The sequence below is a fragment of the Azospirillum sp. A23 genome (assembly GCF_042938965.1).
GTDB classification, from domain to species: Bacteria; Pseudomonadota; Alphaproteobacteria; order Azospirillales; family Azospirillaceae; genus Azospirillum; species Azospirillum melinis.
The window spans coordinates 621,749-644,693 of record NZ_CP170666.1; the positions used below are offsets into that span (position 1 = coordinate 621,749).

At 70.2% G+C, this 22,945-nt stretch carries 15 protein-coding genes; 4 read left to right on the top strand and 11 right to left on the bottom strand.

Annotated elements, in window-relative coordinates; all coding sequences use genetic code 11:
* Positions 1 to 2: 2 nt before the first annotated feature.
* The 11 genes from ABNQ40_RS11805 to ABNQ40_RS11855 form a co-directional block, all read right to left on the bottom strand.
* Positions 3 to 1,694, bottom strand: coding sequence for a hypothetical protein (locus ABNQ40_RS11805; protein WP_109049087.1), 1,692 nt, complete (start codon positions 1,692 to 1,694; stop codon positions 3 to 5).
* Entirely contained in the window at positions 1,691 to 2,950 is a 1,260-nt protein-coding gene (locus ABNQ40_RS11810; RefSeq protein ID WP_109049086.1) for a glycosyltransferase family 4 protein, read from the bottom strand. The genes ABNQ40_RS11805 and ABNQ40_RS11810 overlap by 4 nt, the downstream gene beginning before the upstream one ends.
* Positions 2,951 to 2,960: 10 nt before the next feature.
* Entirely contained in the window at positions 2,961 to 4,106 is a 1,146-nt protein-coding gene (locus ABNQ40_RS11815; RefSeq protein ID WP_109490852.1) for a glycosyltransferase family 4 protein, read from the bottom strand.
* Positions 4,107 to 4,132: 26 nt separating this feature from the next.
* Entirely contained in the window at positions 4,133 to 5,650 is a 1,518-nt protein-coding gene (locus tag ABNQ40_RS11820; RefSeq protein WP_109049085.1) for an O-antigen ligase family protein, read from the bottom strand.
* Complete coding sequence (locus ABNQ40_RS11825; RefSeq protein ID WP_247879700.1) at positions 5,647 to 6,657, bottom strand: glycosyltransferase family 2 protein; 1,011 nt, start codon at positions 6,655 to 6,657, stop codon at positions 5,647 to 5,649. Before ABNQ40_RS11825 ends, ABNQ40_RS11820 begins: the two co-directional genes overlap by 4 nt.
* The gene (locus tag ABNQ40_RS11830) at positions 6,654 to 7,826 is read right to left on the bottom strand and encodes a glycosyltransferase (RefSeq protein ID WP_391346620.1); all 1,173 of its coding nucleotides are present in this window, start codon (positions 7,824 to 7,826) and stop codon (positions 6,654 to 6,656) included. Before ABNQ40_RS11830 ends, ABNQ40_RS11825 begins: the two co-directional genes overlap by 4 nt.
* 52 nt (positions 7,827 to 7,878) lie before the next feature.
* Positions 7,879 to 10,203: a GumC family protein gene (locus ABNQ40_RS11835; RefSeq protein WP_391346623.1), complete on the bottom strand. Its 2,325-nt coding sequence runs from the start codon at positions 10,201 to 10,203 to the stop codon at positions 7,879 to 7,881.
* Positions 10,204 to 10,263: 60 nt separating this feature from the next.
* Entirely contained in the window at positions 10,264 to 12,432 is a 2,169-nt protein-coding gene (locus ABNQ40_RS11840) for a hypothetical protein (RefSeq protein ID WP_391346625.1), read from the bottom strand.
* Positions 12,429 to 14,276: a glycosyltransferase gene (locus ABNQ40_RS11845; RefSeq protein ID WP_109049082.1), complete on the bottom strand. Its 1,848-nt coding sequence runs from the start codon at positions 14,274 to 14,276 to the stop codon at positions 12,429 to 12,431. Before ABNQ40_RS11845 ends, ABNQ40_RS11840 begins: the two co-directional genes overlap by 4 nt.
* Positions 14,277 to 14,317: 41 nt before the next feature.
* Positions 14,318 to 15,703 (bottom strand): oligosaccharide flippase family protein, encoded by a 1,386-nt coding sequence (locus tag ABNQ40_RS11850; protein ID WP_391346628.1) that lies wholly within the window; start codon positions 15,701 to 15,703, stop codon positions 14,318 to 14,320.
* A 518-nt stretch (positions 15,704 to 16,221) separates the two neighbouring features.
* The gene (locus ABNQ40_RS11855; RefSeq protein WP_391346631.1) at positions 16,222 to 17,235 is read right to left on the bottom strand and encodes a LacI family DNA-binding transcriptional regulator; all 1,014 of its coding nucleotides are present in this window, start codon (positions 17,233 to 17,235) and stop codon (positions 16,222 to 16,224) included.
* Here ABNQ40_RS11855 and ABNQ40_RS11860 point away from each other — a divergent pair.
* The 4 genes from ABNQ40_RS11860 (at position 17,234) to ABNQ40_RS11875 (ending at position 22,840) form a co-directional block, all read left to right on the top strand.
* Positions 17,234 to 17,425: a hypothetical protein gene (locus ABNQ40_RS11860; protein WP_146255430.1), complete on the top strand. Its 192-nt coding sequence runs from the start codon at positions 17,234 to 17,236 to the stop codon at positions 17,423 to 17,425. The genes ABNQ40_RS11855 and ABNQ40_RS11860 overlap by 2 nt on opposite strands.
* 69 nt (positions 17,426 to 17,494) lie before the next feature.
* Complete coding sequence (ptsP, locus tag ABNQ40_RS11865; RefSeq protein WP_109049079.1) at positions 17,495 to 20,038, top strand: phosphoenolpyruvate--protein phosphotransferase; 2,544 nt, start codon at positions 17,495 to 17,497, stop codon at positions 20,036 to 20,038.
* Positions 20,035 to 20,997, top strand: coding sequence for a 1-phosphofructokinase (gene pfkB, locus ABNQ40_RS11870; protein WP_109049078.1), 963 nt, complete (start codon positions 20,035 to 20,037; stop codon positions 20,995 to 20,997). The genes ptsP and pfkB overlap by 4 nt, the downstream gene beginning before the upstream one ends.
* A 70-nt stretch (positions 20,998 to 21,067) precedes the next feature.
* Positions 21,068 to 22,840 (top strand): fructose-specific PTS transporter subunit EIIC, encoded by a 1,773-nt coding sequence (locus ABNQ40_RS11875; RefSeq protein WP_109049077.1) that lies wholly within the window; start codon positions 21,068 to 21,070, stop codon positions 22,838 to 22,840.
* The last annotated feature ends 105 nt before the right edge of the window (positions 22,841 to 22,945 follow it).

Below are 22,945 nucleotides of genomic sequence, written 5' to 3' on the forward strand. Positions count from 1 at the left end.
CGTCAGCGCACTCCCAGCCGCAAATCCATCATCACGCTGTCGCTTCCCGCCGGGGCGTCCGCCACGGCCACACCCACCGCAACCGCGGGGCTGGCAGAGGAGTCGACCCGCTGAGGAACGCCGCCGGCAGGGCGCAGCAGGCTGCCCATGCGGATGGCGGCACGGGTCTTGCCGACCGGTGCGGTGCCGCTGGTGGCGACCGGCACGACGCCGCCGGCTGGAGCGGAGGTCAGGGCGACGCCGTCGGCCGGGCGGTCTTGCTCCAACCGGCGCACCCGGTCGTAATCGCGCTGCACCAGATTGCCGGCATCGACGCCGCCGGCCCCGGCCTTGCGGAACTCGCCCGAGCAGTCCACCGCCTCGAACCGGTTGGCCCGGCAGGTGCCGGAGATGCTGAGAGCCGGAGCGAACCCGTCGCGGCCGAGGCGGATCAGCCGTTCCGCATCCTCGAACCGGTTGCCGACGGCCGAGGATGCCACCACGGCCGCGGTCTCGATGTCGGCGGCGCGGTCGTTGGTGCCGTCGCCGAAGCTGGCGCTGCCGCCGGTGAACCGGTTGCGCTCCAGCGACCGCACCACGATCAACCCGGTGACCGGACGCCCGGCCAGACGATAGTCGGGCAGCAGAGAGCCGCTGCAGCCGATCAGGACGTTGCCGTACATCTCCGCCATCGGCCCCTGGATCCAGCCGTTGCCGCAGGCCTCGAAGGCGCAGTCGAGGAACTTGTTGTTGGACAGGAATGTCCGCTTCGGCGCCCCGTCCTCCGCCAGGATTGCGTAGGGCGAGAAGCCGAAATGGCAGGAGAGGAAGCTGGCATGATCGATGCCGTTTTCCGGCGCCACGGCGATGGATGCCAGCGTGTTGCCGGCGAGATCGGTGTCGAGGAACAGATGATCGCCGAAGCTGTCGGTTCCCGCCGACCAGTAGGCACCGATGTGGTTCTTGGTCAACTGGCAGGAGATCAGCGAGGAGTGGTCGCGCCAGACATCCACCCCGGCGCGGAAGCCGTAAATCCCGACCCGTTCCAGCAGGAAGCGGGAGGTCAGGGCCACCCCTCCCATGCCCGGCGGCGCATCGCCCGGCCGGTTGCCGGGCTTCGGCCCGCGCAGGCTGAGATGCGCGATGCGGCTGCGCTGATAGCCCTTGTTGTCGTCGCGGGCGGCCTGCCGGCTGCCGGCACGGATGGCGAAACGGCCCGGCCCCAGATCCTCCGGCCAGGACAGCAGCGAGGACCGCATGCCGGCGCCGACGATCTCGACCTCGTTGAAGGCATCGTCGTAGCGGTCGAGGTTGGGGAGGACGATCTCGCCGTCCAGCCGGTACTGGCCCGGCGGCACCAGCACCGTCCCGCCCTGGCCGGTGCGCGACAGTTCCAGGACAGCACCTTGCAGGGCGGCCCAATCGCATTCCTGGTCCAGGGAACGGGCATGCGGATGGACGTGCCGCGCCGCCTCCAGGGTCTTGTAGCGTTCCGACAGGGGGTGGCTGCGTCCGTCGCCGATGGCGCCACGGTCGCGGATCGACAGGGCCGGGCCGTTCCGCGGCGGCGGGTCGGGCTGGGGGCTGGGCGATGGGCGCGATGGCTTGTCCGGCGCCGCTTCGGCAGTGACGGCGGCGGATGCGGCAGCCGGCAGTGCCAGGGCCGCGGCCAGCAGCGCGCGCCTGCCGATGCGGCTGCCGGTTCGGTCATTCATGGTGCGCGAACCCGAGCCGGTCGCTGGAGCCCGCCGCTGAGGGCGGCGCGATAGACCTCCTCCACCCGGTCGAGATGGCGATCCAGCGTAAAGGGTGCTTGCCAATAGCGGTCGTAGGCGTTGCGGCCCATCCGCGTCACCTCCGCATCGTGGGAGAACAGCTTCAGGCAGCGTGCGAGGTCGGCGGTGTCGCCGCTGCGGAACAGAAAACCGTTCTCGCCGGACAGGACCGCCTCCGCCGCCGCACAATTGTCGCTGACGATGACAGGGACGCCATTCGCCAGCGCTTCATAGGCGGCGAGGCCGAAAGTCTCGTACCACAGCGACGGAACCACCAGGGCGCGCGCGCCCCGCACCTCCTCAAGCACTCCATCGGGCGGCAGCCAGCCGGCAAGCTCCGCCTCCGGGTTCAGCCGGCGGACCGTCTCCATCTCGTCGCCGTCGCCGATGAAGCGCACCGGGCAGCCGGCCTCAGCCGCCGCTTCGGCCAGCAGGGCGGCGCCCTTCTCGCGCGACAGGCGGCCGACGAACAGCATGTGGCGGTTGCCGGCGACCGCAGCCGGACCGCGATCCCTGATCTCGTCCGGCACCTCGACCGGGTTCGGAATCGGCAAGGTCATGGTGCCGGGCGGCAGATGGGGGGCGATCACCGCGCGCTGGCGGTCGCTGAGCGTCACCAGCGCCATGCCCCCGGTGAAGCCGCCGGCCAGCGCCCCTGCCGCATGGCGGGCCGCCCGCCACCATTTGTGATGCAGGGCACGGGCATCGCAGTCGGTGGCGAGACAGCCGGCGGACAGCGCCCGGTGCGGACAGTTGACGCCTTCGGGAAAGACGAAGAAGGCGCCGTTGGGGCAGAGCGGGAAATAATCGTGCAGGGTCAGAAGCACCGGCAGGCCGGATTTGCGGCAGACCGGGAAGACGCTGGGCGACAGCGCCTTGGCCCAGCCATGGATATGGATCACCGTGTCGTTGGCCGGGCAGCCGGCAAGCAGGCTCTCCAGGGCACGCGCCGCTTCGCGGTTCCAGAGTCCCCGCAGCGCTGCCTGCACACGGTCGGCATTGCCCTTCAGGTCGGCCTGTTCCAGGCAATGCACGGTGATGCCGTCGGTCAGCAGGGCCGGATCGACAGGCGGCACGGCGGTGAAGAATTTGACCCGGTGGCCGCGCCCGGCCAACCCGACGGCGCTCGCGATGGCGACCTTCGCCAGCCCGCCGCTGGGGTGGGCATGGTCGCAGAGGATGACCACCGTGCTCATAACAGGATACTCATTGCAGGGCGCCGCGGTAGACCGCGGCGGTGCGGGCGGCGATCACTGGCCAGTCGAAACGGCTGCGGACCAGGGCTCGACAGGCTCCGGCATCCGGCAGGCGGCGGACGCCGGTCAGCGCTTCGGCGAGGCCTATGCCGATGGATCGTGCGTCGGTCCCGGCCAGGACGAGGTCGCCGTCCAGCCCCTCCACCACCTCCGGCAGCCCGCCGACCGGGGTGACCATCACCGGGGTGCCGGCTGCCAGCGATTCCAGCGCGGTCAGGCCGAACCCCTCCAGCGCCTGGGACGGCATCACGCACAAATCGGCGGCGCGGTAGGCCAGCGGAAGATGGGCATCGGGTACGAAGCCCAGCAGCCGCACATGCTCCTCCAGCCCCAGCGCGCCGATGCGGTCCTGAAGGGCTGCCGCCTCCGGCCCGCGCCCGGCCACGATCAGCAGCACGTCCGGCACCCGGCGGCGCAGCTCCGCCATGGAATCGACCAGCGCGGCCAGCCCCATGCGCTTCACCAGCCGCCGCACCGTCAACACTGTCGGACGCCCCGGAGGCCAGCCGAGCCGGGCGCGTGCCCGCTGCCGGCTGTCGGGAAGGTCGTAGCGGTCGGCATCGACGCCGCCCGGCACCCGGTGGATGCGCTCCGGCGGTACGCCATAACGCTCGGCCAGGATGGTGGCGAAGGACCGGGACAGCACGACGAAGCGGGTGGCGCGGTGATAGACCAGCCGCTCCACCATGAATTTCAGCCGCACCGCCAGCGGACCGGCCCCCTCCGCAGCGCTTTCCAGCGCCCAGGGGCCATGGAAATGGACGACCATCGGGCGGTTGCGCAGGGCCGGCAGAGCCCCCACCGTGTTCAGCGCGAAATGCGAGGCGACGAGGTCCGGTGCCTGCCGGCGCAGCGCCTCCGCGATGGCGGTCCGCGCCGCCACCATCCGGCGCGGCAGCGAGGCCGAAGGCGGCGCGAAGCTGGCGATGCGGGCGCCATTGTCCAGCGTTTCGGAAACAGTGCCCAGCACCAGCCCGGAGAAGGCGATGCCCTGCTGCGGCAGATGGCGGGCGAGGTGGTAGAACATGTTCTCCGCCCCGCCATGGGTCTCCGGAAACCAGCCCAGCCCAAGCTGGAGCACGCTGGCCTCCCGCATCTCCTCCGGCAGGGCGCCGGGCAGGATCAGGCTTCCGTCCATTGCTTGTCCTCTTGGAATTGGCGTTCGGCGGCTTGTTCGACGGCGGCCTGCTGGGTGGCGAGCCCATGGTTCTTGGCGGCCATCGCCATGCCCAGGAAGAACCAGAAGCCGACGCCCGTGACCTTAACCAGCGTGTGCTCGAACACCATGCAGAGGAGGATCGTCAGCGCCGCGGTCTCGGCGCAGCGGGCGAAGGGGTCGGGCGGCGCCCCGCCGCGGCGCAGCATGCCCACCGTCAGCGCGATGATTCCGGCGACATAGCCCAGCGTGCCGGGCCAGCCAAGCTCGTAGGGCACGCGCAGGATGCCGCTGTCGAAAAAGGCCATGGCACCCAGCTGGCCGTCCTCGTTGGTCAGCTTGGTCGCGGTGTCGATGGTGCCGAGCCCGGCGCCGCGCACCTCGGTCAGCGCCTGGATCAGGAAGCGGCCGTAGAACTCCTGCCGCTCCTGATAGCTGCGGTCGTTCTCCATCGAATTCAGCGTGTCGAAGCGGGAGACGATGGCCTGGTTGACCAACGGCACGCTCAGGAGCGGCAGGGAGCAGAGGATCAGTCCGACGCCGACGGCGACCAGCCGCAGCCGGTGCCGGCCGGGCATTGTCAGCAGCAGCCAGGCGAAGGTGAAAAGCCCGGCTAGCCACGCCGCCCGCACCAGACTGAGCAGCAGCGACCCCAGCGCCAGCGCACCGGCAATCGGCACGAGAATGCCGCGGGCCGCCGGCAGCACCGCCAGCCCGGTCACCAGCAGGAAGGCCAGCGGGCCGGAGGAGTTCAGCGTGCTGAACACCCGCACCTGCATCGGCAGCGGCATGCCCTGGTTGGTCATGCCGACATTGATCAGCCAGCGCGCATCCCAGGCCGGCATGAAGAAATATTGGATCAGCCCATAGCCGCCGACCAGCGCCAGCCCTGCCACGAAGGCACGCAGCACCGCGTCGCGCATCTGCGGGTAGAGCGGCCAGTGCAGGGCGACATAGAGCCCCAGCGTCACCGGAACCAGCCAGTTCAGCAGCGCGAAGGTCGCCGCCGCCAGGCCGGCCTGGGTGATGCCGTTGAAATAGGCGTAGAAGATGCCCAGCATCACCGGCACGAAGCCGAAATAGGCGCGGTAGCGCAGCATCGGCAGATATTGCGCGATCACGAGCCAGGTCATGGCGCCGACGGCGAAGGGCGTCACCATGACCGGACTGATGACGCTCCAGCCCGCCTGGTAATCGACCAGCCGGCGCACCTCCGGCGTCAGGAACCACAGCCACCAGGTAAAGGCGGCGAAGCGGGCGGGATCGCGCGTCACCAGCAGCGCGCCGACGGCCAGCGCCCCCACCGGGAAGATGATCTCCAGCAGGCCGGCCTTGCCGACCAACACCGGCATCAAGACCAGGAACCAGAAGACCGGTGCGGCCAGCTTGCCCAGGGACGGCAGGCCGCCCGCGCCGTGATGGGTATAGGCCGGATGGCTTTGCGCCAGATGGTTTTGGTCCTGGCCGGCGGTGGCGAAGGTCATGCCGCTGTCTCCCGCCAGTCTCGCATCCCCGCCAGCCGGCCGCGCAGCGTGGCGCGCAGCTTCGCCCCGGCATGCCGGTCGCCCCGCAGCCGCAGCCTTGCCCATTGCGCCAGCCCGGGAAACTCGCAGGTTCCCACCAGCATGGCCCAGGCGGCGAAGGCGGCGCGGTTGGCCGGGCCGAAATGGGCCATCAGCGCCAGCGTGTCGTTGAAGGTCGCGTTCTCCTGTGCCAGCGGGTGGAAATGATCGCTGCCACGCTGGTCGATGTCGAAACGGACGGCCGGAAAATGGTCGACCGCAACCAGCGGATCGTAGACCAGCCGCCAGCCCTGGCGGGACAGGCGCAGGCAGAAATCCACCTCGTTACGGACCTGGGCGCCGCTGCCGCGCAGCCGGGTGTTCAACCGCTGGCCGGCGATGGCCGCCCGACGGAAGCTCCAGTTGGCGCCTTTCAGAACGTCGACGTCCTGCGCCGGGCCGACGCCCAGATGGTGGTTGCCGATGACGCGGCCGAACCATTGCAGCCGGCCGACGATCTCCGCCTCTCCGGTCTCCGGTACGTCGCCGTGAAAGACATGGTCGCGGCCACCGACCCCGCCGATGCGGGGGTCGGTGCGATACCACGCCTCGATCCGCTCCACCCAGTCGGGATGCGGGACGGCGTCGTCGTCGGTGATGGCGACGATTTCTCCGATGGCATTGTCCATGCCGCGGTTGATCGCGGCGACCTGCCCCGGCACGTCGATGCCGACGACCTGGACGGGCAGCGCGGGGCGGTAGCGGCGGGCGACCTCGGCCGACTCCGGATCGCTGTCGCGCACGGTGACGACCACCTGGACCGGCGCCAGGGTCTGGCGGACCAGCCCGTCCAGGCAGCCGGCCAGCTGGTCCGGCCGGCGGTAGGTCGGGACGATCACGGTGACGCCCAGCCGCTCGGTGGCGGTGGGATCTATCGGCACCAGCGATACCGGACGGGTCGTCATGGAAGGAGTGGTGTTGCCGTTCATGCCGGTGCCAGCTCCCGTCCGCGGCGGCTGATCGCCGTGGGGCGGTCGGGCGCCAGCGAGGCTTCCTCGCCGTTCATCCAGCTGTCGATGGTTTCGCGCAGGCGCGCCTTGAACACGTCGCGGTCGAAGCGGGCCGCATGGGCGCGGATGGCGGCGGGGTTGAAGCGCGCCTCCTGCGCCTCGAACCGCTCCACCGCCTCGATCAGGCCCTCCGGCGTCTGCTGGTCGAAGAACAGGCCGGACAGGCCGTCGCGCACCGTCTCGGTGGCGCCGCCGCGGTTCAGAGCGATCACCGGCCGACCGGCGGCCATTGCCTCCACCGGGACGATGCCGAAATCCTCGTTGGCGGTGAAGATCAGCGCCCGGCAGGACGCATAGTGGCGGTCGAGGTCGGCCGGGGAGCAATGGCCGACCAGCTCCACCGTCGGTCCGGCCATCTGCTTCAGGCGCCGGAACTCCTCCCCCTCGCCGACGACGACCAGCTTGCGACCCATGCGGTTGAACGCCTCGATGGCGACGTCGGCGCGCTTGTAGGAGACGAGCTGGCTGACGAACAGGTAATGGTCGCTCCTGTCGCCGCCGTTGGGAGAGGTGACGGTGGCGAAGCGCTGCGTTTCCACCGGCGGGTGGATGACGGTGGCGTCGCGGCGATAGACCCGCCAGATGCGCTGGGCCACCGTGTGCGAATTGGCGATGAAGCGGTCGACCCGCGCCGCGGTCGCCAGATCCCATTGCCGCAGGCGGTGGATGGCATAGGGCATCAGCGGCCGGACGATCGGGCCGGCCGAGTGCAGATAGTCGTGATAGCCGCTCCAAACATAGCGCATCGGCGTGTGGCAGTAGCAGACATGCAGCGCGTCGGGCCGCGTCAGCACGCCCTTGGCCGGTCCGGATTCGCTGCTGATGACCAGATCGTAGGCGCTGAGGTCCAGCTGCTCCAGCGCCAGCGGCATCAGCGGCAGGTATTTCTGGTACATCCGGTGGGCCATCGGCAGCCGGTCGATGAAGGTCGTGGTGACCAGGTGGCTGCGGATGATCGGCGACATGCGTTCCGGCCGGTAGACATGGGTGAAGATGTCTGCCTCCGGATACAGCTCGCACAGGGCTTCGACGACCTTCTCGCCCCCGCGCATCCCGACGAGCCAGTAATGGACGATCGCGACTTTCATGGTGGGTTCTCCAGAAAGGGACCGGCGCTTGCCTGAGCCCAAGGGTTCGATCTCAGGCGATGCGGCGCAGGCGGTAGGAGCGGCCGCTGGGCGGGCGGGCGCCATATTCGAGATTTGCGTGTTCGCGGGCATTGACCATCGACAGCACCGCTCCCCCGATCCGCCCGCCCACCTGCCGCACCTGCTTGATGCCGGCGCTGGCGTGGCTGGAGGCGGTGCGCGCCCAGCGCACGACGTAGAGGACGCGGTCGGCCAGCGGCGCCAGGATCAGCGCGTCGGACACCGACAGCACGGGCGGCGTGTCGAGGACGACGACGTCGTAGCGTTCGGCCAGTTCGACCAGCAGCGACAGCATGGTCTTGGAGCCGAGCAGGATCTGCGGACGGTCGACCGGCCGGCCGGCGGCGATCACCGACACCCGGCGGCGGTCGTCGATGTGCAGCACCTGATCGAGCGTCGCGTCGCCTTCCAGCAGGTCGGTCAGCCCCTTGGGCGGCCGGACGCCGCCGAGAAGCCGGTGCACGGCCGGCCGGCGGGTGTCGCAATCGACGATGACGACGCGCCGGCCGGTGTCGGCGAGGAAGGCGGAGAGTGCCACGGCCAACGTGGTCTTGCCCTCTCCCGCCACCGACGAGGTCAGCATGACCACCTCGCCTCCCTTGACGCTGGCGGGCTCTGCCCCGGTGCGGACCAGATGCAGCCGGGCGCAGAGGCGCCAGACCGCCTCGGCGAAATCGCCGCCGCCGGTGTTGGAATAGGGATCGCGGGCGTCGTCGGCGCGTGCGGACCGCTTGGTCCGGCCCAGCAACGGCACGATGCCGACCGCAGGCAGGCCCAGCAGCGCCTCGACCTGATGGGAGCTGTAGACGCCGCGCTGCCGCATGGTCCTAACCAGGGCGACGCCGGTGGCGATGGCGCCGCAGACGACCGCAGCCAGTCCGGCAAGCACCGCCTTGCCCGGCCCGACCGGGCCGCCCGGAACGGCGGCGGCCGATACGATGCGCACGTCAGGCGTCATCTCCAGTGCCTGGAGCACCTGCGTCTCCTTCAGGCGGGTGACGGCGCGGCGGTAGTTGTCGTCCGATGCATCGGCCTGCCGCTGAAGGTCGCGCAGCCGCACTTCGGCCTGAAGCGTGTCGAAGGATTCCGCCCGCAAGCCTTCCAGCCGGCGGGAGAGGTCCTGGATCTTGGCGACCTGCTGCTCCACCTCGCCCCGCAGGCTGCGGACCACGCGGTCGATTTCGGTGGCGAGGGTGGCGTTCAGCTCGCGCAGTTCCGCGGTCGGCCGGTTCAGCGCCGGGTGGCGGTCGCCGTACTGGGCCCGCAATTCAGCGAGTTGGGCGTTCAGCGCCGCCTGGCGCTGGCGGAGGGTCGTGATCAGCGGATCGCCGCCGATGTCGTTGCCGGTCAGCAATTCCGGGTTGCCGGGCCGGACCGACTGCAGCTGGCGCAGACGCGCCTGGGCGTTGGCATGGGCGGTGCGCGCCTCGGCCAGCTGCGCGTTCAGGGCGGACATCTCCTCGTTCACCAGCGGAGCATCGCGGCCTTTCACCATGCCGGTTTCGGACCGCATCGCCTCCACCGCGGCGCGGCCGGTGGCGGTCATGTCCTGGCGCAGTTCGTCCAGTCGGCTTTGCAGCCATTCGCTGGCGTTCTGGGTGGCTTTGCGCTTCGCCTCCACCTGGATGGCGAGATAGGCGTCGGCGACGGCATTGGCAGCGCGGGCGGCAAGCTGCGGGTCCTTCGCCTCGACCGTGATGCGGATCGCGCGGGACTGCACGCCGGGGCTGATGCGCAAATTCTTCTGGAACGCCTCGGTCAGACGGTCGGCTTCCCTGTCCTGTGGGCTGCCGGTCGGGGCGACCGGGCGCGGTGGCGGCGTCAGCAATACGGCCAGAGATTCCGGCAGCATCGCGGTCACTTCCGTCAACAGGGTGCGGCCTTCCTCCATCAGCGGGCTGAACAGGCCGGACTTGTTGGTGGGTGCTGCGTATTCCGGTTCCTGTCCCAGGTTCAGCGCCTCGACCACGCGGGCGGCGAGATCGCGGGAGCGCAGGATTTCCACCTCGGTGTTGACGGTGTCGAGATAGATCCCCATCGGCTCGGAGACGGAAGGGATATTGATGACGCGGTTCGGATGCGGGTCGATCACCACGACGGCGGAGGAACTGTAGAGCGGGGTCATGGCGTTGATCAGAAGCACCGCCGGCAGCCACAGCACTGCCGTCAGCCCGAGGATCAGCCATTTCTGGCGCCACAGCATCTGCACCAGCCGGCTGACGTCGACCTTGTCGGCGCCCGTTCCGACCGGCGGTGCGACAAAGCCGGCGGCGAGACCGGACGTGCCTGACGGCAATCGGTGTTCCGGTGCGTCCATGGGCTCAACTCCTTCATATCGGGCGAACGGTGCGCGGTGTTGCAAGACGGCTGTGGCGCCTCAGGCGACCTCTGCCGGGTCGCGGCTGGGCTGGCGGATTTCCGGCGCTTCATCCTGTGGCCGCGTGCCGCCGACCTCCGGCGGGAGGGCGGGGTGCGCGGGGGCGCCATGTCCGGCCTTGGACTCGGCCAGGATGCGGGCATAACGGGCGACGGTGTTGGGGGTGACGTTGACCAGCATTCCGGTCCCGCCGCCATTGGCGACGAGCTGGGCCACTTGGAACAGCGCGCGTCCCTTTTCCAGAACCTCTCCGGGCAGCATCCACAGGATGGAATCGATGTTGGAGGCCAGCCATCCCGGCTTCCCGCTGCGCGTCAGACGGCGTTCAGCCGACCGGACCTGCGCAGTGTTGCGGATGGTGTAGAAGGGCGACCAGCCGTCCCAGTCACCGGCGGTGAAGGGCAGTGCCACGAAGCCGTCGCCACCTGCGCCGTCCATCACCACCGCCTCGGCGGCACCGAAACCGGACTTGGTCCACATGTAGTCGAAGCCGGCGGAGCGGACGGCGGCGGCGACCTCCGGCCGCAGCGGGCCGGGGCGGGCGCTGTCGTAGGGCCGCCACGCCTCGTAGAAACGGTCGAGCCGGTAGCGGCGCAGCGCATTCCCGATCAGGCGCCGGGCGTCCATCGCCGGTGCGCCGGTCTGCGGTGCCGTGCGCGGCGTGCCTTCAGGTGCCGCCTCGACGCTGGCTGCCGGAGTTTCTGCCGGGCGGGGGCGCGGGGAGATGCGCAGGACGGGGCGGCCCTCCTCCCAGTGCAGGCGCGGGGTGTGTCCGGGCACCAGGGGTGAGTCGACCAGCGGCCACCAGCCGCGCGGCATCAGGCCGGGCGGCAGCATGGTGGCGATCTCCGCACGGGCGTCGGCCAGCAGGCGGGTCAGTTCGCCGCCCTGATTTTCGAGGCCCGGCATTTCCCCCTCGGCGCAGACGCCGCGGCCGGTGCTGCCCAGCAGAAGCTCCACCTGGCCCAGCACGCCGCCGCGCTCCTCCGGCACCGACAGCAGGGCGAGGTCGGCGGGGCTGGACTGGGTCAGGCTGTCGACGGTGACCACCAGCCCGCAGCGCAGGCCGGTCGCCGCCACCAGATCGAGAATGCGCGGGATGCAGTGCAGCTCGCGGATCATGCCGGACCACAGGACCAGCGTGGTCAGCACCCGCCCCTCCGCCGCCCAGCGGCGCAGGGTGGCGTCGTCGGGCTCGAAATCGGTGAAGGGGCGTGGCGGCTCGGCGATGCGCAGCGGCACCGCGGCGGTGCTGGCGAAGGGCGGGTCGGGGTCGACGATCTGCAGGCCGCGGCCCAGCCGGCCGAGCGCGAAAAAGTCGTGATCGTCGAACTGCCGGCCATAGACCGGATCGGCCCCGGCCTGGATCAGGTCGGCGGCGCGCTCGATCACGTCGGTCTGCGGCCGGCCATAGAGCGGCAGGAGGCGCTTGGCCGCCGCCAGCGGCAGCTGGGCGGCGATCAGGTCGGGATCGCCCAGCAGGGTGCCGCGCCCCCAGCCGGCATGACGGCGGGCCAGCGCCACGCTGAAGCTGGCATAGCTCTCCCCCGCCACCTTGCCCTCGACCGCATCGAGGCCGCCGGGAAAGGCGCGGGCGCGCACCGGATCGACGCAGTGGCCGGTGAAGCGTCGGGCGCCCAGCGCCTCCAGCCTCTGCCGCAGCCCGGCATCGGCACTGGCGTCGATGCCCAGGCACGGCTCCGCCATCAGACGCGGATAGAGGAACGGCGCGGCGACGATGCCGAGCGGGGTCTGTGGCGCCATGTCCAGCACCGCGACCTCCTGCGGCAGCGGCTGGCCCAGCAGACGGAAGGCGGCATCAAACAGGGCGGCCGGATCGGTGCCGCGCAGGGCGCATTCGCCGCCTGCCTCGACCACCGGCCAAAGCGGAGAGGCCGGATCGCCCAGCGCCACGACGCGGAAGCAGGTGGTCAGCCACAGCGCATGGTCCAGGTGCCGGCCGCCGGCCATCAGGCTGCCGGTACCGGTGGCCTCGGTGCGGTTGCCATCCTCCCAGCCGCCGAAATGGCGTCCGCTGCGGCGTCCGTCGTAATAGAGGTCGAAGGTCCATCCGGCGCGTTCCGCGGCGGCGGCCAGCACCGGCGCCATGGCGACGCGGTGCGGATCGCCGCCATGGGCGAGGAAGAGGAGAAGGGGCGGTTTGGTCACGATGCGCGGCCCTCCGTCCCGCCGCCGCGCCGGCACCACCACAGGTGCCATTTCGCCACCCCCGGCGGGCCGAAGTGATCGGTCTTCTGCAGGGTCAGGCCGGTGGCGGCGATGGCCTTGCGCATCTCCGGTGCCCAATGGTGGCGGACCAGCGCCTTCCATTCCGGCAGCACGCCGTGGCAGCGCATGGTCGCCAGCAGCCGGTCGGGCCGCCAGCGGTAATAGCGGGGATAGGCGATTACCCACAGCGGGTTGGCGTTGGTGGTGTCGCAGACGATCCGGCCGCCGGGCTTGACCACCCGCTGCAACTCGCGCACCCCGGCTTCCAGATCCGGCAGGTGGCAGAGCAGGTCCATCGCGATGACGAGGTCGAAGCTGTCGTCGGGGAAGGGCAGCTTGCGGGCGTCGGCCTGCTGGACGGTCAGGGCGGGGAAGCGCTCCTTCGCCTCCGCCAGCATCTCGTGCGAGATGTCGAGCAGCGTCACGTCGTGACGGCCGGCGAAGGGACCGGTGATGCGGCCGTAGCCGCCGCCGACGTCGAGGATGCGCATCCGCGGCAGCCGTTCCAGCTCCGCCGCCACCGCGCGCCGCTTCTCGTCATAGATGCGGTAGAAGGGGGTGGTCGGGTGGTCGGGGCGGAAATGGCGGCGGTAGCCGTTGTTGTAGATGCCGGAACCGGCGGCCTGCGTGCGTTCCGCCTTGGCATTCTCCAGCAGGGCGGCGACCTGGGCGGCGACGGTGTCGACGTCGAAGCTCCTGGCATGCTCAAGCCCCGCCGCGGCGACCGTCTTCAGCCCCTCGCGGTCGGCCAGCCGGGCGATCAGCATGTCGCGCAGCGGTTCGGCTTCCCCCGGCGGGACCAGCCAGCCGGTGCGGCCGTGCTCGATGATTTCCGGGAAGCCGCCGCAGTCGCTGGCGACCACCGGTACGCCCAGCGCCATCGCCTCCACCACCACGAAGCCGAAGCTCTCCCACAGGGAGGGGACGACCGCCATCTCGGCCCGCGCCACCACGGCCAGCGCGTCGTTGCGCGGCAGGGCGCCGGTGAAATGGACGCGGTCGGCGACCGGAGCGACATCGCGGCGGAACTGGTCGATGACGGCGGCGCTCGCCGCATCCTCGCCGCCGATCATCATCAGATGCAGGTCGGGGTTGGCGGCCAGGACGCCCGGAATGGCGCGGCCCAGCGTGGCGATGCCCTTGCGCCCCTCCAGCCTGCCGAAGAAGGCGATGAAGCGCTTCGGCAGTTCCATCGGCGGTTTGGCCGTCCGGTTCGCCGCCACCGCGGCAACGTCGATGCTGTTGGGGATGACCTGGATCAGCTCCGGCGCGATGCGCCAGTAATCGGCCACCCGCCGGGCGATGGCGCGGGTGGAGGCGTAGATCGCGGCACTGCGTTTGGTCTGGTCGCGCTCCAGCGCGTTCAGCAGATGGGTGTGCGGAACCCAGGGCTGGGTGTTGGTGTCCATCACCAGCCCGGTCGGGGTCGCCAGCCGCGTCACCACCGGAATGGTGCTGAAGCGGGTCAGCCACCATGCGTCGGCATCGAACTCCGCCGCATGGACCACGTCGGGACGGAAGGCGCGGACGGCATCGGCCAGCCGGCGGTTGGTCCGGAAGCGGTCGACCACCGCATGCCTGTGCGGACCCGGATCGACGCGCTGCACCGTGACGCCGTCTTCGATGGTGGTTCCGGCCGGCAAGCCGCCGGCCTTCCATGGGGTCACCACCTGGACGGTATGGCCCAGCCGCGCCAGCGCGCGGGCCATCGTGTGGGTGTGCGTGGCGATACCGCCGAGCTTTTCGCCGGGTGGGTATTCGGGCGTCAAGAGCGACAGTCGCATTGCGGTTTCCTCGATTCCTAAAGAATGTCCGATGGGTTCGGTCACTTGCCTGTAGGGCCGGCCGGGGTGGAGATCGGAGTAAGGGCCGGAGCGGGTGTCACCGGGGCCGGCTTGTCGAACAGGCGCCGCGGCAAGGCTGCGAGCATCGTCGGGTCGGGAAGGAAGACGCGCCAGGGCAGTCCGGTTGCGCGGCGGTAGAGCGTCGCCGCGGTGGCGAACACCAGCGTGTAGGCGACGGTGGAAACGATGGCCGCCGCCAGGATCCCGCCGCTGCGCAGGAACAGCAGCAGCCCGCCCAGCGTGACCACCATGCCCAGCAGATTGGCCAGGGTGGCGGTGAAGGGCCGGTTCTCCGCATAGAGCCCGTTCAGCAGGATCGACGCGGCGGCATAGAGGACGGCGCCCGGCAGCAGCAGCCGCAGCGGCAGCGCGCTGTCGGCGAAGGACGGGCCATAGACCAGCCCGATGGCGATGTCGGCGAAGACGAACAGCCCGCCGCCCAGGAGGCCGCCGATGGCGAAGGTCGCCTGAAGGCTGTTCAGCACCAGCGCGCGCCCCGGCTGTCCCCGCCGGGTGGCGGCGGGCATGACGACGGTGGCGAGCGCGCCGGAGAGGCTGACGATCAGCCAGGACAGGCTGGTCGCCAGCGCATAGAGCCCGACCTGCGTCGCCGACAGGAAGGCCGGGATGATCAGCAGGTCCAGCCGTTGCGTGATGACGCCGCCCACCACGTCGCCGTGGGTGCGCAGTGCATACCAGACGGTCTGCCGGCCGAGCGCCGGATCGGGCCGGCCGATGCCGTGGCGGCGGACCAGCAGAGCGGTCGCCGCCACCAGCACCAGCGTGCTCATCGCCGCCTGGACGATGACGGCGGCCTCCACCGTGAAGCGGCCGGTGGCCCACAGCGCGGCATAGACGATGGCGACGCCGGCCGGCTGAAGGAAATTCAGCGCGTTGAAGCTGCGGAAATCCTGGTCGCCGAGGATCAGGCCCAGCATCAGCTCGGACAACAGGGCCATGGCGATCATCGGCAGGTAGAGCCGCGCCAGCGCCAGAGTCTCCGCCGGCTGTGCCGCCAGCAGCGTCGGCAGCAGCAGATAACCGACGCCGATCGCCACCGCCGCAACCGGCAGCAGGATGAGGGTCCAGGTGCTCAGCAGGCGGCCACCGGCGGCATGGTCCCGCGACAGCGCATAGGTGACCGCCTTGCCGCAGCCCATGCCGAACAGCCAGCCCAGCAGCTGCACGGTGGTCAGCACTGCGGTCAGCGCCCCCCGGCCGTCCGGACCGATGGTGCGGGCGACCAGGATCCCCGTCAGCAGCCCCAGCGCCATCGTCGCGGCGGTGACGAGCACCGTCGCCACGCCATGCCGGGCGAAGCTGTTCCGCTTTGCCGCCGCCTTCCGTCCGGTCAAACCCTTCAGCATCGCGCCGTCACCCCCGTTGATGGCCCTGAAATCCGCGCACTGCGTAACCTGCCGTTCTGGAACTCCTGTTTTGATTGCAGCCCCATTCCCGATTTGAAGCGGCTTTCACTTGCCTACTTTTACCGGCGAAAAATAGTTGGCATTGCCAACATTGCGCGACGAATTCAAAAGTTATCGGGAAGAGGAACAATCGTAAAATGCGGCCGTTATTTCATCCGACGCGCATTTTTGTTGTGCGTTGCAAACAGGACGGTAGTGGGGTGTTGGTCCAGGGTCAACGCCGCTTTCGGAACTGTTCTTCCCGCACACCAGGGGAGTATTTTTCTTTGAACATCCGTTGGCGGAGATTGTCAGACCTAGCGTATCTTTCGGGCACCGGTTATCGGCGAAGCCCATTTTCCGGCATCGGGATTAGCCCGTTGCCGGGCCGGTCGCACACGGGAGGGGAGGGGGAGGCGCCGTTGTGCCCCGCCGCATGGCGTCTTCGGACCGCCGCCTGACGCCATTGATGGGTGTCTTCAGTCGGCCGCGGCCATCCGCACGGCGGTGGAGCCGCGCACGATGCAGGTGCCGCCGAGAATGAGGCGGCGGCTGGGACGGTCCGGCGCCTCCAACCGTTCGAACAGCAGTCCCATGGCGGACTGACCGATGTCCTGCACCGGCTGTTCGATGACGGTCAGGCCGGGACCGACCAGCTCCGTCCAGGGTTCGTTGTCGAAGCCGGCGACCGCCAACCCGTCCGGAATCGGCAGGCGCAGCCGGCGGGCGGCCTTGACCACGCCCATCAGGAACAGGCTGTTGCTGACGATGAAGGCCTCCGGCCGGTCGCGCTCCGACATCCACGCCACCACCGCCTCTTCCGCCGCATCGGCATGGGGGGCGAGAAAGCGGGCCGCCGGGGCGAGGCCGCGGGCGGTCATGGCGGCGCGGTATCCCTCATGACGCTCCTGGCCGGTGGTGCTGGTGTTGCCGAACAGGCCGGCGATGCGGCGATAGCCCTGGGCATGCAGATGCTCCACCAGCATCGCCGCGGCACGCGGGTTGTCGAGGACCACGGCATCGTGACGGCCGGTCGGCGCGTTGCGGTCGATCAGCACGACGGGGAAATCGAGGTCCAGCCCGTCCAGCCGGTCGAGCGTCGCCCGGGTGGGGGCGAAGATCAGGCCGGTGATCCGCTCCTCCTGCATCAGGCGGAGGTACAGCTCCTCCCGTTCGGGATTCTCGTCGCTGTTGCACAGGATCACGCGCATGCCGGCGCGGTAGGCCGCGTCCTCCACGGCGCGGCTGACGGCGGTGAAGAAGGGGTTGCGGATGTCGGACACCACCAGCCCGATGGTCTGCGAATGCTGCGAGCGCAGCCGCCGCGCCGACAGGTTGGGGCGGTAGCCGGTGGCGCGCACCGCATCCTCCACCCGCTTGCGCAGGGTGTCGCTGACCGGACCGTTGCTCAGCACGCGTGACACGGTGGCGACCGACACGCCGGCAGCCAGGGCCACGTCCTTGATGCCGGCGGTTTTTCCCGAGACGCTCATGTCCAGACCGATCGTGTGGAGGGATGCCCCGATTGGGGACGCGACCTTAGCCGCATGGGCCGAAGATGACCAGGGCGGGGTATTTTCTGAAAACGTTTCCAGCATCCTCGGCAAAACATCCTTTATTTTTGTCCGCCTGACAAGCCGTTCATCCAGGAAAGTCCATATGCTGCAACGCAACAAGCGTTGACAGCCGGACTGTAATCGTTTTCACTTGGTTCAACAGCACAAACAAAAGCCCGCGGAGGATACGGTCGCCATGCTCACCGACACGCACCCCTTGAGCCTTCCCCCCGATCTGATCCGCCTCGGCGCCGCTCCGGCGGGCAAGGAGGCGGCGATCCGCGAGGCGGCGCAGCTGCTGATCGCCGCGGGCTGCATCGATCCCGCCTATGCCGACAGCATGATCCGGCGCGAAACGGTGGCGAACACCTTCCTCGGCCATGGCGTCGCCATCCCGCACGGCATGGTGGACGACCGCAATCTGGTCCGCCGCAACGGCATCGCGATCCTGCAGGTGCCGGACGGCGTGGTGTGGAACGACGGGCAGACCGCCCGGCTCGTCGTCGCCATCGCCGCCCAGTCCGACGCCCACATCGCCATCCTGCGCCGCCTGACCCGTCTGATGCAGGACGAGGCGCGGCTGACTGCCCTGTTCACCACCGGCGACCCCGCCGATCTCGTCGCCGCGCTGTCCGACGAGACCGCATCGCCGATCCCCTCCGCCGCCGATACCGGCGATCTTGCCGAGAGCTTCGACTGGGTGGTCGATTATCCGACCGGCCTGCATGCCCGCCCCGCTGCCGCCTGGGTCGAGAGCGCCCGGGCCGCGTCCGGCCGGGTCCGCGTCCGCTATGGCGGGGAGAGCGCCGACGGCAAGACGCTGGTGGCGCTGTTGCAGCTGGGCCTGCGTCCGGGCGACCGCATCACCGTGTCCACCGACGGACCCGACGCCCGCGCGGTACTGAACCGGCTGCGCGCCACCATCACCGGGCTCAGCGCACGGGAAAAGGCGGACGCCGCCGCCGCGGCGCGCAAGGCGAAGGCCGTGGTGCAGGGCTGGACCCCGCCGGCCGCCGCCGGCACGAATGGCGGCCGCGAGATGCCCGTGGTTGCCGGCATCGGCGCCAGCCCGGGCCTGACCATCGGCCCGGTCCACGTGATGCCGAAGGCCGACCTGACCGTTCCCGACCGTCCGGCCCCGCTGCTGGAGGGGGGCAACCGCCTGCATGAGGCGCTGAACCTGACGCGCCAGCAGTTGAAGGCGCTGGCCGACGACACCGCCCGCCGGCTGGGACCGGCCGAGGCCGGTATCTTCGCCGCCCAGGCGGAGCTGCTGAACGACACCGACGTCATCACGCTGGCCTGCCAGCTGATGGTCGAAGGGCATGGTCCCGGCTGGTCGTGGAACGAGGCGGTGGAGCGCAGCGCCGCCAAGCTCGCCGCCAACCCCAATCCGGTGCTGGCCGGCCGCGCCGCCGACCTGCGCGATGTCGGACGCCGGGTGCTGACCCGCATCGATCCGGACCTGCGCGGCGGCTCGATCCGCGACCTGCCGGACACCCCCTGCATCCTGGTCGCCGACGACCTGTCGCCGTCCGACACCGCAGCCCTCGACATGGGCCGCGTCATCGGTCTGGCGACGGCGCAGGGCGGCCCGACCTCCCACACCGCCATCCTGGCGCGCACGCTGGGCCTGCCGGCGATGGTCGCCGGCGGCGCTGTGCTGACCGGGCTCGCCAACGGCACCACCGCCATCCTCGACGGCCAGTCCGGCCGCCTCTATCTGCAGCCCTCCGACGCCGACATCGCCGCCGCCCATGGCTGGATCGAGGAGCAGCGCGTCAGGAAGGCCCAGCAGGAGGAGCGGCGCAGCCTGCCCGCCCGCACCCGCGACGGCCACACGGTGGAGATCGGCGCCAACGTCAACCGTCCCGATCAGGTGGCGATGGCCCTGTCGCAGGGCGGCGAGGGTGTCGGCCTGATGCGCACCGAATTCCTGTTCCTGGAGCGCGGCGATGCGCCGAGCGAGGAGGAGCAGTACCAGACCTACCGCGCCATGCTGGAGGCGCTGGACGGCCGTCCGCTGATCGTCCGCGCGCTCGACATCGGCGGCGACAAGCAGGTGCCGCATTTGCAGCTGCCGCATGAGGAGAATCCCTTCCTCGGCGTGCGCGGCGCCCGTCTGCTGCTGCGCCATCCCGAACTGCTGGAGCCGCAGCTGCGCGCGCTCTACCGCGCCGCGAAAGAAGCGAAGCCGGGCGCACTGCTGATCATGTTCCCGATGATCACCACGTTGCGCGAAGTCGAGACGCTGCGCGCCGTCTGCGACCGCATCCGGGCCGAGCTGGACGCCCCGGCGGTGCCGCTGGGCATAATGGTCGAGGTGCCGGCCGCCGCCATCCAGGCCGACGTGCTGGCCCGCCATGTCGATTTCTTCTCCATCGGCACCAACGACCTGACGCAATACGCGCTGGCCATCGACCGCCAGCACCCCGAACTGGCGGCGGAGGCCGACAGCCTGCACCCGTCGGTGCTGCGCCTGATCCGCCTGACGGTGGAAGGGGCGAAAAAGCACGGCCGTTGGGTCGGCGTCTGCGGCGGCATCGCCGGCGACCCGTTCGGCGCCGCGTTGCTGGCCGGTCTGGGCGTACGCGAGCTGTCGATGACCCCGCGCGACATCCCCGGCGTCAAGGACAAGCTGCGCGACAGCGACCTCGCCGGCCTGCGGGCATTGGCCCAGCGCGCGCTGGATTGCGAATCCTCCGACGAGGTGCGGGCGCTGGAGGGGGAAGCGTCATGACGAAATCCGGCTTGAAGTCCGTCGTCACCATCACGCTGAACCCGGCCATCGACCAGACCATCACGGTCGAGGCGCTGAAGCCCGGCAGCGTCCATCGCGCCAAGGCGGTTCGCCACAATGCCGGCGGCAAGGGCGTGAACGTCGCCAGCTGCCTTGCCGACTGGGGAACGCCGGTGGCTGCCACCGGCCTGCTCGGCACCGGCAACGCCGCTCCGTTCGAAGCGCTGTTCCAGGCCAAGGGCATCGCTGACGCCTTCCTGCGGTTGCCGGGCGAGACGCGCGTCAACATCAAGATCGCCGACCTCGCGGCCAATGACACGACCGACATCAACCTGCCGGGCCTGAGTGCCGATGCCGGCGCCGTCGACCGCGTCCGCGAGACCGTGCTGGGGCTGGTGGAGCTGGGCACGCCGGTGCTTCTGGCCGGCAGCCTGCCGGAAGGTTTGCCCGCCGACGCCTACGCCGCCCTGACCGCCGATCTGGCGGCGGCCGGTGCCCGTGTCGTGCTGGACAGCAGCGGGGCGCCGTTGGCGGCGGCGCTGGCCTCCACCGGCGCGCTGCCCCACTGCATCAAGCCCAACCGGCACGAGCTGGAGGATTGGGCCGGCCGGCCGCTGCCGACGAACGCCGACCTGCTCAATGCGGCCCGCGATCTGCATCGCCGCGGCGTGTCGGTGGTGGTGGTGTCGCTGGGGGCGGACGGCGCGCTGTTCGTCGATGGCGCCCGCGCCCTGCACGGCCAGTTGCCGCCGGTCCAGGCGCTCAGCACCGTCGGGGCGGGCGACGCGATGGTGGCCGGGCTGATCGCCGCCTTTCAGCAGGATGGCGGGCTGGAGGATGTCGCCCGGCTGTCGGTGGCCTTCGCCGCCGCCAAGCTCGGCTGCTTCGGTCCCAACCTGCCCGATCCGGCGACGGTGCGGTCGCTCGCCGCCCAGGTGGCCCTGACCCCGATCGACTGAGACTTCCGACACCATCGGACTGAAATCAACGCAGTGACAGGCGCGGGCTCGAACCCGCCAGGAGGAAACAATGGCGACCCTGTTGGCCGTGATCGCGGCGGGCGATCTTACCACCCAGGCCGTTCTGGCGGCCGAGGCCCTGCGCAAGGCGGCGGCGAAGGCCGGCCACCGCATCCAGGTGGAGATCCGCACCAGCCTCGGTATCCAGTCCCCGCTCGACGCCGCAGCTTTGTCCACGGCCGATGGGTTGATCCTGATCGGCAGCGGTGACTTTGACGACGGGCGCTTCGCCGCGCTCAAGCGCAGCACCGCCTCGCTCGACGAGGTGCTGGGCAATCCCGCCGCCGTGCTGGAAAAGGCGTTGTCCTCCGCGTCTGCCGCTTCCGCGGCGGCCGGTCCGCGCCGGATCGTCGCCATCACCTCCTGCCCGACGGGCATCGCCCACACCTTCATGGCGGCGGAAGGCATCCAGCAGGCGGCGACCGCGCTCGGCCACAAGGTCCGAGTGGAGACCCAGGGCTCCGTCGGTGCGCGCGACACCCTGACCGACGAGGAGATCCGCGAGGCGGATGTCGTGCTGATCGCCGCCGACACCCAGATCGACCTGTCCCGCTTCGCCGGCAAGCGTGTGTTCCTCAGCGGCACCAAGCCCGCCATCAATGACGGCAAGGCCCTGGTCAACCGTGCCCTGGCCGAGGCGAAGACCCATGGCGCCGCCGGCGGTGCGGTTCCGCTGGCCGACGCCGTCGCCGCCGGCAAGGCCGAGCGCTCGGCCCAGCGCACCGGCCCCTACAAGCACCTGATGACCGGCGTGTCCTTCATGCTGCCCTTCGTCGTGACGGGCGGCCTGCTGATCGCTCTGGCCTTCGCGCTGGGCGGCATCTACGTCTATGAGGAATCCAACGCCGGCACGCTGGGCTATGCCCTGTTCCAGATCGGCGCCAAGGGCGCCTTCGCCCTGATGGTGCCGGCGCTGGCCGGCTACATCGCCTATTCCATCGCCGACCGTCCCGGCATCGCTCCCGGCATGGTCGGCGGCATGCTGGCCGGCAGCATCGGTGCCGGCTTCCTGGGTGGCATCGTTGCCGGCTTCATCGCCGGATACGGCACCGCCTTCCTCAACCGGCACATCAAGCTGCACCGCAACCTGGAGGGGCTGAAGCCGGTCCTGATCCTGCCGCTGCTGGGCTCGCTGCTGACCGGCCTGCTGATGATCTATGTCGTCGGCACCCCGGTCGCCGAGGCGCTGGCCTGGATGAGCGCCTGGCTGAAGGGCATGCAGGGCAGCAGCGCCATCCTGCTCGGCCTGCTGATCGGGGCGATGATGGCCTTCGACATGGGCGGTCCGGTCAACAAGGCGGCCTACGCCTTCTCCACCGGCCTGATCGCCTCCCAGGTCTACACGCCGATGGCCGCCGCCATGGCTGCCGGCATGGTGCCGCCGCTGGGTCTGGCGCTCGCCACCAAACTGTTCGCCGACCGCTTCACCGCGGAGGAGCGCGAGGCCGGCAATGCCGCCGCGGTCCTCGGCATCGCCTTCATCACCGAGGGCGCCATTCCCTTCGCCGCCCGCGATCCGCTGCGCGTCATCCCGGCGCTGATGCTCGGCGGTGCGCTGACCGGTGCGATGTCGATGGCCGTGGGTGCGGAGCTGAAGGTTCCCCATGGCGGCGTCTTCGTCCTGCCGATCCCCAACGCGGTGACGCATCTGCTCGGCTATGTGGTGGCCCTGGTGGTCGGCACGGTGGTGACCGCCGTCGCCCTGCGCATCCTGAAGAAGCCGGTCGCCGTCGCCGCGGCAGCGCCGAAGCCGGCGGTCCGGCAGGCCGGTGCGCACGCCTGACCCTTGTCCCTTTCCTCTCGGGCGTCCTCCCGAAACTGGCCCCTCTCCGCATCCGCGGGGAGGGGCTTTTCTTTTTCTCCCTATCCGAAGAATCCGCGCCAGCTT

What these genes read in the sequence shown, in the direction of transcription:
- ABNQ40_RS11875 (WP_109049077.1), top strand. Translation starts at nt 21,068, where the DNA reads ATGGCGACCCTGTTGGCCGTGATCGCGGCGGGCGATCTTACCACCCAG.
- ABNQ40_RS11820 (WP_109049085.1), bottom strand. Translation starts at nt 5,650, where the DNA reads ATGACCTTCGCCACCGCCGGCCAGGACCAAAACCATCTGGCGCAAAGC.
- ABNQ40_RS11850 (WP_391346628.1), bottom strand. Translation starts at nt 15,703, where the DNA reads ATGCTGAAGGGTTTGACCGGACGGAAGGCGGCGGCAAAGCGGAACAGC.
- ABNQ40_RS11810 (WP_109049086.1), bottom strand. Translation starts at nt 2,950, where the DNA reads ATGAGCACGGTGGTCATCCTCTGCGACCATGCCCACCCCAGCGGCGGG.
- ptsP (WP_109049079.1), top strand. Translation starts at nt 17,495, where the DNA reads ATGCTCACCGACACGCACCCCTTGAGCCTTCCCCCCGATCTGATCCGC.
- ABNQ40_RS11815 (WP_109490852.1), bottom strand. Translation starts at nt 4,106, where the DNA reads ATGCGGGAGGCCAGCGTGCTCCAGCTTGGGCTGGGCTGGTTTCCGGAG.
- ABNQ40_RS11855 (WP_391346631.1), bottom strand. Translation starts at nt 17,235, where the DNA reads ATGAGCGTCTCGGGAAAAACCGCCGGCATCAAGGACGTGGCCCTGGCT.
- ABNQ40_RS11845 (WP_109049082.1), bottom strand. Translation starts at nt 14,276, where the DNA reads ATGCGACTGTCGCTCTTGACGCCCGAATACCCACCCGGCGAAAAGCTC.
- ABNQ40_RS11860 (WP_146255430.1), top strand. Translation starts at nt 17,234, where the DNA reads ATGTCCAGACCGATCGTGTGGAGGGATGCCCCGATTGGGGACGCGACC.
- ABNQ40_RS11825 (WP_247879700.1), bottom strand. Translation starts at nt 6,657, where the DNA reads ATGAACGGCAACACCACTCCTTCCATGACGACCCGTCCGGTATCGCTG.
- ABNQ40_RS11830 (WP_391346620.1), bottom strand. Translation starts at nt 7,826, where the DNA reads ATGAAAGTCGCGATCGTCCATTACTGGCTCGTCGGGATGCGCGGGGGC.
- pfkB (WP_109049078.1), top strand. Translation starts at nt 20,035, where the DNA reads ATGACGAAATCCGGCTTGAAGTCCGTCGTCACCATCACGCTGAACCCG.
- ABNQ40_RS11835 (WP_391346623.1), bottom strand. Translation starts at nt 10,203, where the DNA reads ATGGACGCACCGGAACACCGATTGCCGTCAGGCACGTCCGGTCTCGCC.
- ABNQ40_RS11805 (WP_109049087.1), bottom strand. Translation starts at nt 1,694, where the DNA reads ATGAATGACCGAACCGGCAGCCGCATCGGCAGGCGCGCGCTGCTGGCC.